The organism is Flavobacterium sp. ACN2, assembly GCF_002303885.1.
Classification (GTDB): Bacteria; Bacteroidota; Bacteroidia; order Flavobacteriales; family Flavobacteriaceae; genus Flavobacterium.
The window spans coordinates 158,497-175,220 of record NZ_MRCM01000006.1 but is presented as its reverse complement, the minus strand read 5'-3'; the positions used below and the strand labels follow the sequence as shown (position 1 = coordinate 175,220).

At 33.0% G+C, this 16,724-nt stretch carries 14 protein-coding genes; 6 read left to right on the top strand and 8 right to left on the bottom strand.

Features of this window, described 5'->3' with window-relative positions; translation table 11 throughout:
- Window position 1: 1 nt before the first annotated feature.
- From BSF41_RS09435 to BSF41_RS09420, 4 genes are all read right to left on the bottom strand, one after another.
- Window positions 2-403 carry a DUF4348 domain-containing protein gene (locus BSF41_RS09435; protein ID WP_095929248.1) on the bottom strand — a complete coding sequence of 134 codons (402 nt, stop codon included), beginning with the start codon at window positions 401-403 and terminating at the stop codon, window positions 2-4.
- Window positions 403-942 carry a DUF1697 domain-containing protein gene (locus BSF41_RS09430; RefSeq protein WP_095929247.1) on the bottom strand — a complete coding sequence of 180 codons (540 nt, stop codon included), beginning with the start codon at window positions 940-942 and terminating at the stop codon, window positions 403-405. The genes BSF41_RS09435 and BSF41_RS09430 overlap by 1 nt, the downstream gene beginning before the upstream one ends.
- Before the next feature lie 29 nt (window positions 943-971).
- A complete protein-coding gene (locus BSF41_RS09425; RefSeq protein WP_253251795.1) occupies window positions 972-2,747 on the bottom strand; it encodes a hypothetical protein in 1,776 nt (591 codons plus the stop codon).
- A 130-nt stretch (window positions 2,748-2,877) separates the two neighbouring features.
- Window positions 2,878-3,303, bottom strand: a complete 426-nt coding sequence (locus BSF41_RS09420; RefSeq protein ID WP_095929246.1) for a hypothetical protein — start codon at window positions 3,301-3,303, stop codon at window positions 2,878-2,880.
- 257 nt (window positions 3,304-3,560) lie between these two features.
- On the opposite strand from BSF41_RS09420, the gene recG reads away from it, so the two are divergent.
- Window positions 3,561-5,669: an ATP-dependent DNA helicase RecG gene (gene recG / locus BSF41_RS09415; protein ID WP_095929245.1), complete on the top strand. Its 2,109-nt coding sequence runs from the start codon at window positions 3,561-3,563 to the stop codon at window positions 5,667-5,669.
- A gap of 251 nt (window positions 5,670-5,920) precedes the next feature.
- Here the strand turns inward: recG and BSF41_RS09410 are convergent, their stop codons facing one another.
- The 4 genes from BSF41_RS09410 to BSF41_RS09395 form a co-directional block, all read right to left on the bottom strand.
- On the bottom strand, window positions 5,921-6,523 hold the full coding sequence (locus tag BSF41_RS09410) for a PAS domain-containing protein (protein WP_095929244.1): 603 nt from the start codon (window positions 6,521-6,523) through the stop codon (window positions 5,921-5,923).
- A 57-nt stretch (window positions 6,524-6,580) separates the two neighbouring features.
- The gene (locus tag BSF41_RS09405; RefSeq protein WP_095929243.1) at window positions 6,581-6,925 is read right to left on the bottom strand and encodes a hypothetical protein; all 345 of its coding nucleotides are present in this window, start codon (window positions 6,923-6,925) and stop codon (window positions 6,581-6,583) included.
- 67 nt (window positions 6,926-6,992) lie between these two features.
- Complete coding sequence (locus tag BSF41_RS09400) at window positions 6,993-7,847, bottom strand: hypothetical protein (protein WP_095929242.1); 855 nt, start codon at window positions 7,845-7,847, stop codon at window positions 6,993-6,995.
- A 28-nt stretch (window positions 7,848-7,875) separates the two neighbouring features.
- The gene (locus tag BSF41_RS09395; RefSeq protein WP_095929241.1) at window positions 7,876-8,475 is read right to left on the bottom strand and encodes a peroxiredoxin; all 600 of its coding nucleotides are present in this window, start codon (window positions 8,473-8,475) and stop codon (window positions 7,876-7,878) included.
- A 477-nt stretch (window positions 8,476-8,952) separates the two neighbouring features.
- Between BSF41_RS09395 and BSF41_RS09390 the strand changes: the two genes are divergently transcribed.
- The 5 genes from BSF41_RS09390 (at window position 8,953) to BSF41_RS09370 (ending at window position 16,650) form a co-directional block, all read left to right on the top strand.
- Entirely contained in the window at window positions 8,953-10,011 is a 1,059-nt protein-coding gene (locus BSF41_RS09390) for an efflux RND transporter periplasmic adaptor subunit (protein ID WP_095929240.1), read from the top strand.
- A 111-nt stretch (window positions 10,012-10,122) separates the two neighbouring features.
- On the top strand, window positions 10,123-13,221 hold the full coding sequence (locus tag BSF41_RS09385) for an efflux RND transporter permease subunit (protein ID WP_095929239.1): 3,099 nt from the start codon (window positions 10,123-10,125) through the stop codon (window positions 13,219-13,221).
- 38 nt (window positions 13,222-13,259) lie between these two features.
- Complete coding sequence (locus tag BSF41_RS09380) at window positions 13,260-14,570, top strand: TolC family protein (RefSeq protein WP_095929238.1); 1,311 nt, start codon at window positions 13,260-13,262, stop codon at window positions 14,568-14,570.
- A 221-nt stretch (window positions 14,571-14,791) separates the two neighbouring features.
- Window positions 14,792-15,655 carry a bestrophin family protein gene (locus BSF41_RS09375; RefSeq protein ID WP_095929237.1) on the top strand — a complete coding sequence of 288 codons (864 nt, stop codon included), beginning with the start codon at window positions 14,792-14,794 and terminating at the stop codon, window positions 15,653-15,655.
- 71 nt (window positions 15,656-15,726) lie between these two features.
- Window positions 15,727-16,650, top strand: coding sequence for an AraC family transcriptional regulator (locus BSF41_RS09370; RefSeq protein WP_095929236.1), 924 nt, complete (start codon window positions 15,727-15,729; stop codon window positions 16,648-16,650).
- The last annotated feature ends 74 nt before the right edge of the window (window positions 16,651-16,724 follow it).

Below are 16,724 nucleotides of genomic sequence, written 5' to 3'. Positions count from 1 at the left end.
CTTAAGTAGATTGGTCAACCCAAGTTTTTAAGAACCATTTGTTATCTTTTAGTTCAAAAATGTAATCAATATAAATTCCGCTATCAAGTCCTCGTTCTTGAAGTGTGACTTTATTTTTCTTTACCACCAAGGCGCGCTTTAAATATTTCTCATCCGATTTTCTATTCAAATTAAGGGATTTATAATTTTCTTTTGGCATTGTATAATCCGCTAATTCAAAATCATCATTATTCATTTTATACTTTAAAGGAAAAATAACTCTGCTAATTTGAAATTTCTGATCTTCATTAAATTTCTTAAAAAAGACATTAAAATCTTCTGGAGCTGTTTTGGCGTTCTGAGCATAAACTGCAGCATTTAAACTCATTGCAAAAACAAAAACTATAAAAAAGTACTTTTTCATTATTCTTCATACATTTTAAGCAAGTTCGTAACGGTATTCCAGTTTCGAATTGTTGCTGTTACATTTAATTTTTTCTCGATATATTTTTGATCAAAACGTGTTTTTCCAGCACCAACGGCATATTTAATAAAAATCCTGTTTTCATCGATACTGGCTTCGTCTGGTTTAAACTGACTGATTTTCAAATCGTTTATACTTTCCTTTTTTAAATTCATTGAAACAAAAGCCACATAAAGCTTTTTGGTATCAATATCTTTCTCTTTTAAAAACGGATTATTGGCAAAACAAGATTCTAAGTTCTCTTTGGCAATCATCACAACAGGAACTTCGTGTCCAAAAACTTTAAATATTTCTTGTTTGATCATAAAACCAACTTTAGAAGCTTCTTCTTCGCTGTCTACAAAGACATTTCCAGATTGCAGATACGTTCTAACATTCTGAAAACCAATATTTTCCAGCATCGCTTTCAAAGCTTCCATTTTCATCATGTTATGCCCAGAAACGTTGATTCCGCGTAAAAGCGCTAAATGTGTTTTCATTTTTTCTAATTTAAGTCAAAGATAAAAAACTATTCGTCATCATCTTCTTCACTAATTTCAATATCAAATTTCACTAAGAAATCATTGAACTTTTGCTTGTATTTTCTTTTTGCTTGTGCTACAATTTCGTCTGCTTCTTCATTTGATTCTATAGCATCAAAACCAAACTGTTCTTTAACCCATTTTTGAAACTCTTCTTTATTTTCGCTTTCCTCATAATATTCTTCATCTTTATAAAAATAAGCAGAATCAAAATCAACAGAAATTTCAGTGTCTAATGTCAGAAGCTGAATTAGTTTACGAGTGCTTTCTGCTACAACGTGAACACCACCTTCATCGCCAAAAACAACAATCGGACAATTATTCAAATCTTTATCTATAAGCCAATACGCATATGAACTTCCAGATCCGTTTGCGCCTGCAAATTCGATAAAACTATTGTAAAATTCCTCTTCTTCAGACCATGTTTTTATTCCTGTTTTCTCTTCAGTTATAGTAAGTCCAAAACATTCCGAATAAGATTCTACTCCATGTTCTTGCTCGAACTCATACAATTTCACTAAATCTTCAGGTAATTTATAGCTGCCAAATTGAACTGCAAATTCTTCCAATGAAAAACTGCCGTCATAATCTGCATATTCTGTTTCATCCTCTTCGTCATCTTCTTCTTCGGCTTCTGGAGCCATCAATATTTCAAATGTTTTAAGGACAGCATTTTTTACGCAGAAAAACTCAATTCCGGGAGCATTTTCGTCATTCATCCATTGGTATTTTGGATCTCCGTTTTCATCAAGATATTCCAGAATAATCATAATTTCTTCATCTTCATGACACCACAAAGCACGCATTCGGATATTAAAACCATTTGAAATTTCTTCAGAAATCTGGCTGTATTTTTTTCCTTCATAATCAAAAGGAATAAACAAATAAGTGGTTCCAGAAATATGTCTAACGATTTTTCCGTTTTCTTTCAATTCTTCATTTTCAGATAAAACTTCGACCATATTGATAAACTGATTACGGAAATCTGCATACGAATACTGCTCTTTTTTATCGTAATCTAAGATTGAAAGTCCTTCTTTAAAAATATCCAAATAGTTATTGCCCAATATTTCGCTTCCATAACTAGAAAGTTCTACAAAAGCATCGTCTACAATATCTGACAGTTTGTGTGTTGAAGGCAGATAATTCTCGACAGTTATAATAGATCCGTCAGTGTCTTGCACATTACTGCAAATCAAAACGTCGGGTCTGCCCGAACTTATGATCGCCTGAACATCTGTAAAACGTTCAAAATGAAACAGCATATCATCTGTATAAATTAGCCAAGCTATAAGATCACCTTTTACAAAAAGTTCTCCGTGATTATATTCTCCCGCAAGCGTATCGCACTGTAAGCCTCCGCCCAAATAATGAACGCTTCCAAACAAATTGATATTGACTGTTGTTGTCTTTCCTAAAACAATTAAAGCCGGAGAATTATCCGTATCAAAAGAACTGATAAGCTTTGCAACTGTTAGATTTCCTTTGAAAATAAATCCTAAAATGAAAATATCCGGATGTTCTTCGGTACTAAAATCCATCTCAAACAAGTCCATTTCTACATCATCTTCTGCTAATAGAAATATCGGATTTTCTTCGTAATCAGGAAAACGCCAAGTATCTTCAAAAACATTATAAATTTTCTGATTCTTGAAATCGATAAGATCTCCTATAATATTGTTGGCTTCGTGTCGGTTAATTACTTTGAATGTAATACCAGAAAACACCATAGTTTCAAAAGGAACTTTTTCTTCTTTAATCATAATTTGAGGCTTATAATTTAAATGTTTTAACAAATCTAATAATCTTTTTTATTAAAATTATACTGACGATAAAAATAAAAAACTCTGTTAGTTTCCCAACAGAGTTTTACAGCTTTTACTTATTTCAATTTTAATTTGCTTTCTTAAATACAAAACTGCCGTCACATGCGCGAGCATCATCTAGCAGATGTCCTGACTTGTTCAGAGTAAAACTTTCTATCAAACTGCCTGTACAGTTTGAAATGAATGAATTCTCCTTTTTCTCTTTATAAGTTAATATAAAACGAGTTAGATTTTCTTTGCTTATAATCTCAAAAGTTCCTGTAAGTGTTACATCAATATTTTCATAAACTCTCCTTTTTGAAAATGTATTGTCTTTATTAAATACATAAGAATACTGTTTTGAAGAAGGGGCGTTTGAAAACTTAGCCTCGGTATACTGTATCCACTTCCCGTAATAATCTGTAACGGCTGCATCTGCCTTGTCGCTTGAATCGTCGTTAGAACAAGAAATTAAAGAAACAAACATTGCAATCAAAAGTCCAATTTTTTTCATTTTTATAGTTTTTAATGAGTTAATTATTATTAAGATTTTCCTTTCTTAAAACAGTTGCGTCTAAACATTACAACTTAACGATAAGTTAATATTCAAACACTTGAAAACAACAAATCATTTTTAAAATTCCCAATTAAAATCTATCTTCGCTTCTTAATAAAATTCCAATTAAATAAATTCCAAATTCCAATTCCGTCCCGAATTTTCAGGATAGAAACCAAATCTAAAATCAGCAATCTAAAATCTAAAATAAATTAATGTCTAATAATCTTCTAGAAACTCCAATTGAATACTTAAAAGGTGTTGGTCCGAGCCGTGGCCAGCTGCTTCGTAAGGAATTGGGCATTCATAAATATGGAGATTTAGTCAATCTTTTTCCGAATCGATATATTGACAGAACGCGTTATTACAAGATTAATGAATTGCAGAATACGGGTTCTGAAGTCCAGATTATTGGAAAAATAATCAATATTAAAACCGTTGAATTTGCCAAAAACAAAAAGCGTCTCGTAGCAACTTTTGTTGACGATACTGGGCAAATTGATTTGAATTGGTTTCAAGGCCATAAATGGATTCGTGAAAGTTTAAAACTGAACGAACCTTTGGTTATTTTTGGAAAATGTTCATTGTATGGAAGCCAATTTAGTATGGCGCATCCCGAAATTGAATTGTTAAGCGAACACGAAAGAAGTTTACGTTCGGCTATGCAGCCCGTTTATCCTTCGACAGAAGCTTTGGCTAATAAAGGAATTTCCAACCGTACCATTAATAAGTTGATGGAACAGCTTTTCTTGGAAACACAGGCATTGTTTACAGAAACTTTTCCGCCGTTTTTAATTGAAGAATTAAAACTGATTCCGAAACGCGCTGCATTATTCAACATTCATTTTCCAAAAAGCGCCGAGATTTTAGCGAAAGCGCAATTCCGACTAAAATTTGAAGAATTGTTCTTTATTCAGCTGCAATTAATTACAAAGAATCTCATTCGAAAACATAAAATAAAAGGACATCCATTTGACAAAGTGGGAGAACTTTTTAATGAATTTTATAAAAATCATTTGCCTTTTAATTTAACGAATGCTCAAAAAAGAGTTATCAAAGAAATTAGGACAGATATGGGCAGTAATGCTCAAATGAATCGTTTGCTTCAAGGTGACGTGGGTTCTGGAAAAACGATTGTGGCTTTTATGAGTATGCTTTTGGCAATTGATAATGGTTTTCAGGCTTGTTTGATGGCGCCGACAGAAATCTTGGCCAATCAGCATTTTTTGGGTTTATCTGAATTTGCTAAAACACTAAATATCAATATTCGAATTTTAACAGGTTCTACTAAAACTGCCGAAAGAAAAATTATTCATGAAGAACTAGAAAGCGGACAACTTAAAATTTTGATTGGAACTCATGCTTTATTGGAAGATAAAGTGCAATTTCAGAATTTAGGCTTGGCTGTAATTGATGAACAGCATCGTTTTGGAGTGGAACAAAGATCTAAATTGTGGAAGAAAAACGATATTCCGCCACACGTTTTAGTCATGACCGCTACTCCTATTCCCAGAACGCTGGCAATGAGTTTATATGGCGATTTGGATATTTCGGTTATTGATGAATTACCTCCTGGAAGAAAACCAATTCAGACCGTACATCGTTATGATACGAATAGATTAAAAGTCTGGAAATTTCTTCGTGATGAAATTGCAAAAGGAAGACAAATCTATATTGTTTACCCGCTTATTCAGGAGTCTGAAAAAATGGATTATAAAGATTTAATGGACGGTTATGAAAGTATTTCTCGCGATTTTCCGCTTCCGCAATATTCTATTTCTATTCTTCACGGAAAAATGAAGCCAGCTGATAAAGATGCTGAAATGAAGCGTTTCTCTGAAGGAAAAACAAATATCATGGTGGCAACAACTGTAATTGAGGTTGGTGTAAACGTGCCAAATGCGAGTGTAATGATTATAGAAAGTGCCGAACGATTTGGGCTTTCTCAATTGCATCAGCTCCGCGGGCGCGTGGGTCGTGGTGCCGAACAGAGTTATTGCATCTTAATGACCGGACATAAATTAAGCTCTGATAGCAAAACTAGAATGGAAACCATGGTGCAAACCAACGATGGTTTTGAAATTGCCGAAGTTGACTTAAAACTTCGTGGTCCCGGCGATTTAATGGGAACGCAGCAAAGTGGCGTTTTAAACCTTCAAATTGCTGATATTGTAAAAGACAGAGATATTTTATCTCTGGCAAGAAATTATGCCATGAAAATCTTAAAAGAAGATTCTGCTCTCCAAAAACCAGAACACGCTGTTTTAAGAAACATCTTTATAGAATTAACCAAGAAAAAGAATATTTGGAATTATATAAGTTAGAAAGCTTCTAAGTTGCTAAGATTCTAATACTCTAAGTTTTCCTAAAAAAGGTCAAAGGTTAAATACTTAATCTTTGACCTTTTAAACTTTCAAACTTAAAAACTTAGAAACTTAGTATCTCAGAACCTTAGCATCTTTAAAAAAAAACTCCATTGCGTCCTTTATTTTCATTCATGTGATTTAGTTTTGCTGGGGGACAAATTTAAGGGGTGAATATTTTTATCGGACACAATGAAGTATATAATCAGTTGTTATTTTTTTGCCTCGTTTTTCTTTTCAAAAAGACCGCTAAACAAACCTTTGCTTATTTTATTTTTATCATCCTTTCCGGTTGCAATCATGTGATCGATATATTCCATGTACGTTTTCTTTCTCTCTTCTAGAAAACCTACAAGATATTCCTCAGAAGCATGCATACCGCTGGTTTCTTCAATCTGCAAAAGTTTCTTGTATAAGGGCTCAATAAATTTTACAATAATATCGTTTGGAACCGATTTTCGAGTGCAGAAGAAGCCAACAATTTCGCCGTCTGTATCTGCAACAATTTTAAAATCAGTTACAACCCAGTAATAACGACCGGTTTTTGCCATGTTTTTTACAATGACATGAATGTTTTCACTAGATTTAATACTATCCCACAAAAATTTAAAAATTACTTTTGGCATATCGGGATGACGTACAATATTATGAGGCTGGCCAACAAGCTCAAATTCATCATAACCAGAAACATCTATAAAGTCTTCATTGGCATATAAAATGGTTCCTTTTTTATCTGTTTTACTAAGCAACACTTTATTCTTATTCCAGTCCACTTCTCTATCCGAAGCTGTTGGACGGTGTAATCTGGTATCCATAACTCTTACATTTAAATTAATTTACAATTCAATTCGTATAAAATGAATCCATAAACCTTAATTTGACTCGATTTCTAAGACAAGTAGAATATTTCTGATTTTACGAAAAACTGTTTCCAATTCATTTTCAAGCCATTCTGGAATTTCATTATTAACAGCAAGATTAAGCTGTCTAATATCATTCATAATCTGAATTAGCTTTTTGTATTGAAAATCAAGATCGTAAACATGCGAACTCGTTCGGTAATTTTTAAAAATCTCCTTTACCTCTATTTCAAAATCAGATTGAATCCCCATTTTTTCAATCGAATCTAATGTTATGCTTTCATTCAAAAAATCTTCAATTATTCTTTTAAGACTATGCAGCGTAGGCACTGCAGTGGGTAAATCATGCTTAAACATACAACAGGTTTAAAAAATATTAATATTGTTTTCTTTGGGACTTGATTTTAATTCTAGTTTTAAAAAACTAGTTTCTATTGGTTGTTGATTTTACATGAATATCATTGACTAAATCATCAATTTTTTTGGCGCTTTCTCTCATCATTTCAAGATAACTAAGCAGTTTATCGTTGTCTGTATGTCCTTTTGAAACATCAATTAATTTTAAAACTGAATTTACGGGCAGTTTTAAGTCTAAAGTTGTTCTATGAATAAAATCATTATAATCTTTTGTAGCTGACATTGAGCTGTATTTTGCTGAAGCCAATTTCATGTTTTCCAACTCATATTCGTCTGAAATTTTGGAGATATGATTTTCGCTATGTTCTTTAAAGTAATATGCCCAATAGCCATTCATAAAGAAAACCACTGCGGCCAAAACGGTATGAATAATCAACGTTTCGAGATCAAAATTTACTTGCGAAAAATACACCTGAAGGCCGTTGGCATCATTATAAATATAGTTTTGCAGGTACGCCAATCCAGCATGATGGAGAACAACCAATAAAGTAAGCGGAATTTGAAGCTTCCAATTCTGATAAATAATCAAAATGGTACTGGCAATGAATACTGTAAAATGCATTTCGAACATTCCATGCATCTGATAAATGTACTGCGCCATAAAAATAGCCAGAACAACAGATAAAACGTATTGGTAAAATTTGGAATTTTTCATGAAAAATTTTGCCGAATAATAAAGCAAAAGGTTCAATGTCCCGACGCCAACGCCAATTTCAAAAGTATCATATTTAAAAGAAAGTCCGATACCCAGAAGAAAATATACTGCAAGTACATAATTAATAATTGTATCTGATTTTTGTGTCATTGTAGACATAAAACTGTGCAGATAATCTTGTTCGTTTAAGCTAGCTTTTGTTTTCATAGGTTTAGATTTAGGTTTTTGGAAAAAGTTATTTAGTACATTTTGGTAACGAACATCCGTATGCTTTAAGAGCTAAAGCATTAAAAGAAGGTTTCTCTTTTTGGTTGAGAAGAGAATCAATCGCCATTTGAGCATAATTGCTTTTGCTATCTGTACAATATCTGGTTTTATTGTAATTCCCTCTATAATATAAATTATGTGATTGATCTAATAAAACTGCCTGCGGAGTAGAGAAAACACCACATTTTTTGGCTATTGCTTCATCAAAATATACAGGAATCTCAGCACCAAACTTTTCCTGAATTTCATCAATCGTAAAACTCTTCTGTTTGTTTAACACCACAATTTTAAAATTGACCTGGTCTCCGTATTTTTTAATTAAGTCGCTAACATGTGGGACATTAAACCGCGAACAGGGACATTCGGGATTATAAAAATGGATAAATATAGGTTTGTTGTCAAATGCACAGCACGGACCAAGTTCTATTTTTGAACCCATTGCAATCGCATGATAATTTTTGGGAATAGGTGTTGGCAGACTGTATTGGAACTCATTTTGCCAAAACAGATAACCAATGGAAAGAAGCAAAAATGTAAACCATAAGCTTAGAAGTAATTTTTTCTTCATAAATTATTTTTTTTATATTATTTAACAACAAACAATAAACACTTGTTAATATAATTATTCATTATATATAATCAAAAACCAAAAAAAACAACTTCTACATACGTATTTTAACACAAAAATCAAACGCAACCGTTAGCATCCGTGTTAAAATCTTTCATTTTGTTTAACATATCAATGTTACAAATAAAATCGATAAAGTGCAAAAAAAATCAGACAAATTGCAAAAAAAATCTTCCATACTAGAAACGATAAGCGCTTATCTAAGTCTTAGAACGTGATTTTATCTTTAGCATCTCTACTTTCTTCAAAAAAAAATTAAACTTAAATTAAACCTTTTTGCCTGCCTGTAGTCTAAATGCAAACCTTTGTACATACAAATGTTAAATAAACGCTAACAGCTTTCGATTTCGCACCAAAAAGTTAAATTTGTAAGCTTACTAAAAACAAAAACCTAAATTCTATATTCACCTCATTTTTATGAAACTAAAACACCTCATTTACACCGTTTTAATTGTTGCAATTGGTGGCTTTGTCACCTACAGAATTATTTCGAACAAGGGTAAAAACGATGAATCTAAAAATTTCAATGATAAAAAAGCTCCAACAACTGTTAATGGAATCGTAATAAAGACGGCTACTTTTGACAATAATTTAGCATTATCAGGATCTATTGAAGCAAACGAACAAGTAGAAATTCATAGTGAGGTTTCAGGAATTGTTGAAGGAATATTTTTTAACGAAGGCAGCAATGTAACAAAAGGACAAGTGCTTCTTAAAGTAAATGATATCGAATTAAAGGCACAGCTAAGACAAGCTCTAACTAAAGAAGATTTGGCTGCTGAAAACGCAAGAAGAGCAAAATTATTACTGCAAAAAGAAGCCATCAGTCAAGAAGAAGCAGATGTCGCAAAAGCAGATCTTGCTTCTGCACAAGCGCAAACACAATTAATAAGAGCGCAAATTTCTAAAACCTCTATTAGAGCTCCTTTTTCAGGAAAAATTGGTTTGCGTAATATTTCTCCAGGAACTTATATTACACCAACTGTTTTAGTGGCAAAATTAGTCAACACTAGCAAACTAAAAATCACTTTTTCTATTCCAGAAAAATATGCTGCCGAAGTAAAATCTGGATCTGTAATCGACTTTAAAGTTTCTGGTTCAGACAAAACTTATAATGCAAAAATCTATGCAATCGAGCCAGAAGTTGCCGTTGCCACACGTACACTTCAAATTCGTGCGCTTGCAGATAATGTGGACGGAAAACTTTTCCCTGGAACTTTCGCAGATATTAAATTACCTTTAAATATTATTAAAGACGCTATAGTAGTTCCTTCTGAAGCTATTGTGCCAATTCAAGACGGTAAAAAAGTATTTGTTGCCAATAACGGACAAGCAAAAGAAGTAATGGTTGATGCAACAACAAGAACAGATTCTTCCATTTTAATCTTAGCTGGATTAAAACCTGGAGATACTTTAATTACAAGCGGTGTTATGTCTTTAAAAAACGAAGCCCCTATCAAAGTTCAAGTAAAATAATAGTTCTAAAGCCAAAAGTCGAAAGACTTGAATATAGATTTAAAGATGGTAGTAAAGATTTAGTAATAAATCTGAAATCTAAAATCAACAATCTAAAATCTAAAATTACAAATGAGTTTATCAACTACAAGTATAAAAAGACCTGTCTTAACAATAGTACTGAATCTGTTAATTATACTATTCGGTTTTATTGGTTATACGTTTCTAGGAGTCAGAGAATTTCCATCTATTGACCCTGCGCAGGTTTCCATTCGTACCAATTATACTGGTGCCAATTCTGATATTATTGAATCGCAAATTACAGAGCCTCTTGAAAAAGCCGTAAATGCGATTGATGGAATTCGAAATATTACTTCATCCAGCAACCAAGGAAGCAGCACCATTACAATCGAGTTTAATTTAGATAAGGATTTAGAGGAAGCGGCTAATGATGTTCGAGACAAGGTCTCGCAAGCCATTAGAAATCTCCCACAAGATATTGATGCCCCACCAGTTGTTTCTAAAGCCGATGCAGATAGCGAATCTATTATTTCGATGACGGTTCAAAGTGACAGCAGAAGCTCTTTAGAATTAAGCGATTATGCCGAAAATGTTATTTCTCAGCGTTTGGAAACTATTCCAGGCGTAAGTGGCGTGCAAATTTGGGGGCAAAAACGCTATGCAATGCGTTTATGGATAGATCCTGTAAAACTAAATGCTTATAAGTGTACAGTTGCCGATGTGAGAAGCGCATTAAATGCTCAGAACGTCGAACTGCCATCTGGTAAATTAACAGGAAACAATACCGAATTAACCGTAAAAACAGTTGGAAATCTTTCTAAACCAGAAGAATTCAACAATATTATCATTCGCACAGATGGCGATAAAATCGTAAGGCTTAGTGATGTAGGCGGTGCCGAATTAGGTCCAGAGAATATAGAGACTTCTTTGATGTCTTCTGGGCTTCCAATGATTGGAATGGCTATTGTTCCAATGCCAGGAGCCAATTATCTGGACATTTCAGCTGAATTTTACAAAAAATTTGAAGCCTTAAAAAAAGATTTACCTAAAGACATTAAACTTAATATTGCGCTTGATAACACGCAATTTGTAAAGAAATCTGTATTGGAGGTTGCCGAAACTTTAGGAATATCAATCGTTCTGGTTATTATTATTATTTATTTATTTTTTAGAGACTGGGCAATTGCTTTCAGACCATTAATTGACATTCCTGTATCGTTAATTGCTACATTCTTCATTATGTGGCTTTTTGGTTTCTCAATAAATGTACTAACACTTCTTGCTATTGTGCTTGCAACAGGACTTGTTGTGGATGACGGTATTGTTGTAACTGAAAATATTTTCAAAAAGGTCGAAGAAGGAATGTCTCCTATCGAAGCAGCTATTAAAGGTTCTAATGAAATCTTTTACGCTGTTATATCCATTTCTGTCACTTTAGCAGCGGTATTTTTGCCCGTAATTTTCTTAGAAGGTTTTGTTGGCCGACTCTTTAGAGAATTTGGAGTTGTAATTGGAGCTGCAGTATTGATTTCAGCCTTTGTCTCCTTGACTTTAACACCAATGTTAAATGCCTATTTAATGAAAGGTGGCGAACAAAAGAAATCAAAATTCTATATTAAAACTGAGCCATTTTTTGAAAAAATGAACAGCAGCTATGCTGAATCACTGACAAAATTCATGGACAAAAAATGGATCAGCTTTCCTATTTTAATTGCTTGTTTTGGAATTATATATTTATTCTTTACGATTCTTCCAAAAGAAACAGCACCTTATGATGACAGAAGTTCTGTTACCATGCGTATGACCACGCCAGAAGGCTCTTCTTACGATTATACTTATCGTTTTATGCAAGAAATTTCAAAACTTGTTGACGATTCAATCCCAGAAAAAAAAGTTAGTTTAGTAATTACTGCTGGAGGATCTGGAGGTTCTGCAACGAACTCAGGTTTTGTGAGACTGTCATTAAAAGAACCAGACGAAAGAACCAGATCTCAAAAAGAAATTGCAGACAAATTAAGCAAATGGACAAAAAGATATCCTGATGCTAAAATAGCAGTAATTCAACAGCCTACAATTGCCGTTAACAGACGTGGCGGTTTACCAATACAATATATTATTCAGGCTCCAAGCTTTGATAAGTTGAGAGAAAAAATCCCTGTTTTTATGAATGAAGTAGGTAAAAGTGATGTGTTTTCGACAACAGATGTAAACTTAAAATTTAACAAGCCTGAAATCAACGTTACCATTGACCGTGCAAAAGCAGAAAGTTTAGGAATTTCTATTCTTGACATTGCACAGACTTTACAGCTTTCTTTAAGTGGACAGCGTTTTGGCTATTTTATTAAAAACGGAAAACAATATCAAGTAATTGGACAATTTGACCAAAAAGACAGATCGAAACCTTTGGATTTGACTTCTATGTTTGTGAAAAACAAAAATGGCGAATTGATTCAGATGGATAACGTTGTAAACGTATACGAACAAAGTAATCCGCCGCAATTGTATCATAATAACAGATACATGTCTGCAACAGTTTCTGCCGGTTTAGCGCCAGGAAAAAGTATGGGAGACGGAATTGAAGAAATGGATCGTATTAAAGCAAAAGTTTTAGATGAAAGCTTCACTACAGATTTAGCTGGAGAATCACGAGATTTCGTAGAAAGTAGCTCTAATACTTCTTTCGCTTTCGGATTGGCTTTATTACTTATTTTCTTGATTCTTGCAGCGCAGTTTGAAAGTTTTATTGATCCGTTTATTATCATTTTAACGGTTCCAATGGCGGTTGCAGGGGCTTTATTTTCATTATGGCTCTTCAATCAAACATGGAACATTTTCAGCCAGATTGGTACAGTAATGTTGATTGGTCTCGTAACCAAAAACGGTATTTTGATTGTAGAATTTGCCAATCAGTTACGAGAACAAGGTAAGCCTAAATTAGAGGCTATCTTAGAAGCTTCAGAGGCACGTTTACGTCCAATTTTAATGACGAGTTTGGCTATTGCATTAGGAGCACTTCCAATTGCAATGTCGCTTGGAGCTGCGTCTACAAGTAGAATTGGTATGGGAGTTGTAATTGTGGGTGGAACTATTTTCTCATTGGCTTTAACGCTATTTGTAATTCCTGCCATTTATTTAATGTGGTCTAAAGCCAGAAAACATTATCCTGAGTTTGATCATATTGACGAATACGAAAGAGAAAGCATTAAATAATAATCAGAAATATACTTTTCTGGTTAAAGAAAACGAATATGAATATCAAAAAAATATATTGTACAGTACTTATCCTGCTTTTTTGTGCAATTCAGACAAAGGCACAGGAAGTTCTTACTATTGAACAAGCTATGACCATAGCTTTGGAAAATAATTTTGAAATTAAAATTGCCAAAAATAATTCCAAAATAACCGAAACAAATGTAACAATTGGTAATGCAGGAATGTTGCCGACTGCAACAGCAAATATTACAGACAATAATAATCTTACGAATTCAACACAAGTGCGTCAGGATGGTACATCAACTACATTGAATAATGCTAAAAACAATAGTTTAAACTATGGTGTTAGTTTAGGATGGACTGTTTTTGACGGAATGAAAATGTTTGCCAAACTGGATCAGTTGAAAGAACTTCAGAAACTAGGCGACGCAGAACTTAAAAGAACTATTTTAGTCAAAATTGCTCAGGTAAATTCAGCTTATTATGATTTAGTTCAAATGCAACAGCAATTGTCGGCATTAGACACTACAATCGTAATTTCGAACCAGCGTTTGACTTTGGCTAAAAATCGCTTTAGCATAGGAAAAGCTTCAAAACTTGAAGTATTAAACGCACAGGTCGATTTAAACTCAGATCAGGTTGCTTTATTGAGACAAAAAGAAGCGTATGCCAATGGTAAAATTTTGCTGAATCAGCATTTAGCGCGCGATCCAAAAATTGACTTTAAAGTGACTGATAAAGTTACCGTTGATAATAAATTGGTCTTGGCTGATTTAATGGAATTAGCTCAAAAGCAAAATCCAGGTTTAGAAGCCGAAATTATAAACAAACGTATAGCCGAACTAGAGCTTAAACAAGTAAAAGCAGACCGCTACCCTATTTTGAGATTAACTACGGGATACAATTTTTCTGAAAGTCAGTCGAGTCTAGGATTTACCAGCGAAACATCTTCTAAAGGTTTAAACTACGGTTTTAATGCTTCCATGAATATATTCGACGGTTTCAATCAGCATCGTAATGAAAAAGTTGCCAAATTACAGATCGAAAATTCACAACTTGCTATAGAACAGCAAAACATAACGTTAAACACACAGTTGAGCACTGCTTTTCAAACCTATTTAACCAATTTAGAGTTAATTGATTTAGAAGAAGATAATGAAGCTATCGCAAGACAGAATTTAGAAATCACTTTGGACAAATTTAAAATCGGAACTATTACAACTCTAGATTTTAGAACTGCCCAACTCAATTATGTCAATGCAAAAGTGCGTTACAGCAACGCGCAATACGAAGCAAAATTATCTGAAATTGCTTTAAAAGAATTAGCGGGAAATATTAATTTTTAATTCGCTTTTAAAAATCAAATATTATCTGTCCAATCTGCTAAATCTGCGAGCTATTTTTCTCTCGCAGATTTAGCAGATTGGACAGATTTTTTTTTAATTTCAGCAAAAGTTACATAACGTTTTTAAGAAAACATTCTGTTTATTCTTGGTGCTGAATATTTTTATAATTTACTTCCAACAGAATATTTTTTTACTTTAAATTTGTTACAAAACAAGTTTCAATGATTACATACAATACCAAAGACTGGTTCACCTTTATTTTTCATTTTCATAAGTCAGATACAGTTCGAAAACTGTTTACGATTATGATTGCAATTGGAATTTATGCCTCAGCTGTCTGTTATCTTGAACTTCATTATTTTAAAGTAACCAAAAACGATTATATCCACAATATTCCGATTATGCACGGAATGCTTGGATTTGTAATCTCGCTTTTGCTTGTTTTTAGAACCAATACAGCTTATGACAGATGGTGGGAAGGCCGAAAACTTTGGGGAGGACTTGTAAATAACAGCCGTAATCTTGCTATAAAACTATCCGCAATTTTAAAAGATGAAAATGATAGAAAGTTTTTTAGAAAATACATTCCGATGTACGCAGATATACTTCATCATCATTTAAAAGATGAAGATACTGGCAAAATGCTGTTTGAAGATGTTGAACTGGAAATTGACCAGCATAAACACAAGCCAAATCAATTAAAGAGAATCATGTATCACAAAATCAATGATTTGTATGATGCTAAAAAAATATCGGGAGAGCAACTCATTACCTTAAATGAAGAATTAGTTGCTTTCACAGACATTTGCGGAGCGTGCGAACGTATTAAAAACACTCCTATTCCCTACTCTTACAGTGCTTTTATAAAGAAATTCATCTTCTTTTATACTATGACGCTTCCTTTTGGATATTCTGTTAGTTTAGGTTATCTAGTTGCTCCTGTTGTTGTTTTTATCTTTTATGTTTTGGCAAGTTTAGAACTTATTGCTGAAGAAATTGAAGATCCGTTTGGAAATGATGAGAACGACCTTCCAACAAAAAAAATATCTGAAAACATCAGAAAACATGTGGAAGAATTGATATAATTAAACGTTAAATCTGTAATTTATATTCTTATTTTCATTAAATTTAAAGTCTTCACCAAAAAATAAATTTAATGAACAACCAACGATTTTTAGTCAATCCGCTCCAATTATCGCAAGAAAAATCATTAAAGACTCTTGTAGAAAATAGAACTATTTACAATTTGAATCATTGTGAATTAAATCTATTTGAAACCTACGAATCGACTCAAAAAGTTCCATTAAAGTTTAATGATCTGGTGGTGACCAGCATGCTTCGCGGCAAAAAAATCATGCATCTTTTTGATGACCCTGAATTTGTATATCTTCCAGGCGAAACGGTGATTGTTCCTTCTAATGTAGAAATGAAAATTGATTTTCCTGAAGCTTCAAAAAACAATCCGACGCAATGTTTAGCATTGGCCATCGATCAGGATAAAATTGCCGAGATTTTAAATTTCTTAAATGAGCAATATCCAAAAGAAGGCAATAACCTGTACTGGCAGCTCAATTACCAGAATTATTTCTTTTACAATAATATCGAAATGGCTGCTACCATAAACAAACTCATCAAAGAATGTATGAGCACTTCGATTACCAAAGACATTTTTGCCGATTTGACTTTAAAAGAATTATTAATAAGAATTATTCAAACTCAGACCGTAAAATCTCTGGACGAAGGAAAACCTTTTGAAGACAATAATCCGATTAAAGAAGTTACCGAATACATCAAACAAAATTTAAAGGAAAATATCAATTTGAAATCGCTGAGCGAAAAAGCTTGTATGAGTACCACTTCTTTTTATCGTTTCTTTAAACGCGAACTCGGAATGAGTCCGATTGAATATATTTTAAATGAAAAAATAAAATGCGCTAAAAACCTATTAAGAAACCCAACGCTTCAAATTAACGAAGTTTGTTATTTAGCAGGGTTTGAAGATGCGAATTACTTCATTAGATTATTCAAAAAATATGAAGGAATTACACCAAAACAGTATCAGTTACTATATATTAATTAAAGGTTCTGAGATGCTAAGATACTAAGGTTCTAAGTTTTTCAACTTGAAACCTGAAACTTGAAACCTGAAACTTG

What these genes read in the sequence shown, in the direction of transcription:
- BSF41_RS09435 (WP_095929248.1), bottom strand. Translation starts at nt 403, where the DNA reads ATGAAAAAGTACTTTTTTATAGTTTTTGTTTTTGCAATGAGTTTAAAT.
- BSF41_RS09430 (WP_095929247.1), bottom strand. Translation starts at nt 942, where the DNA reads ATGAAAACACATTTAGCGCTTTTACGCGGAATCAACGTTTCTGGGCAT.
- BSF41_RS09425 (WP_253251795.1), bottom strand. Translation starts at nt 2,747, where the DNA reads ATGATTAAAGAAGAAAAAGTTCCTTTTGAAACTATGGTGTTTTCTGGT.
- BSF41_RS09420 (WP_095929246.1), bottom strand. Translation starts at nt 3,303, where the DNA reads ATGAAAAAAATTGGACTTTTGATTGCAATGTTTGTTTCTTTAATTTCT.
- recG (WP_095929245.1), top strand. Translation starts at nt 3,561, where the DNA reads ATGTCTAATAATCTTCTAGAAACTCCAATTGAATACTTAAAAGGTGTT.
- BSF41_RS09410 (WP_095929244.1), bottom strand. Translation starts at nt 6,523, where the DNA reads ATGGATACCAGATTACACCGTCCAACAGCTTCGGATAGAGAAGTGGAC.
- BSF41_RS09405 (WP_095929243.1), bottom strand. Translation starts at nt 6,925, where the DNA reads ATGTTTAAGCATGATTTACCCACTGCAGTGCCTACGCTGCATAGTCTT.
- BSF41_RS09400 (WP_095929242.1), bottom strand. Translation starts at nt 7,847, where the DNA reads ATGAAAACAAAAGCTAGCTTAAACGAACAAGATTATCTGCACAGTTTT.
- BSF41_RS09395 (WP_095929241.1), bottom strand. Translation starts at nt 8,475, where the DNA reads ATGAAGAAAAAATTACTTCTAAGCTTATGGTTTACATTTTTGCTTCTT.
- BSF41_RS09390 (WP_095929240.1), top strand. Translation starts at nt 8,953, where the DNA reads ATGAAACTAAAACACCTCATTTACACCGTTTTAATTGTTGCAATTGGT.
- BSF41_RS09385 (WP_095929239.1), top strand. Translation starts at nt 10,123, where the DNA reads ATGAGTTTATCAACTACAAGTATAAAAAGACCTGTCTTAACAATAGTA.
- BSF41_RS09380 (WP_095929238.1), top strand. Translation starts at nt 13,260, where the DNA reads ATGAATATCAAAAAAATATATTGTACAGTACTTATCCTGCTTTTTTGT.
- BSF41_RS09375 (WP_095929237.1), top strand. Translation starts at nt 14,792, where the DNA reads ATGATTACATACAATACCAAAGACTGGTTCACCTTTATTTTTCATTTT.
- BSF41_RS09370 (WP_095929236.1), top strand. Translation starts at nt 15,727, where the DNA reads ATGAACAACCAACGATTTTTAGTCAATCCGCTCCAATTATCGCAAGAA.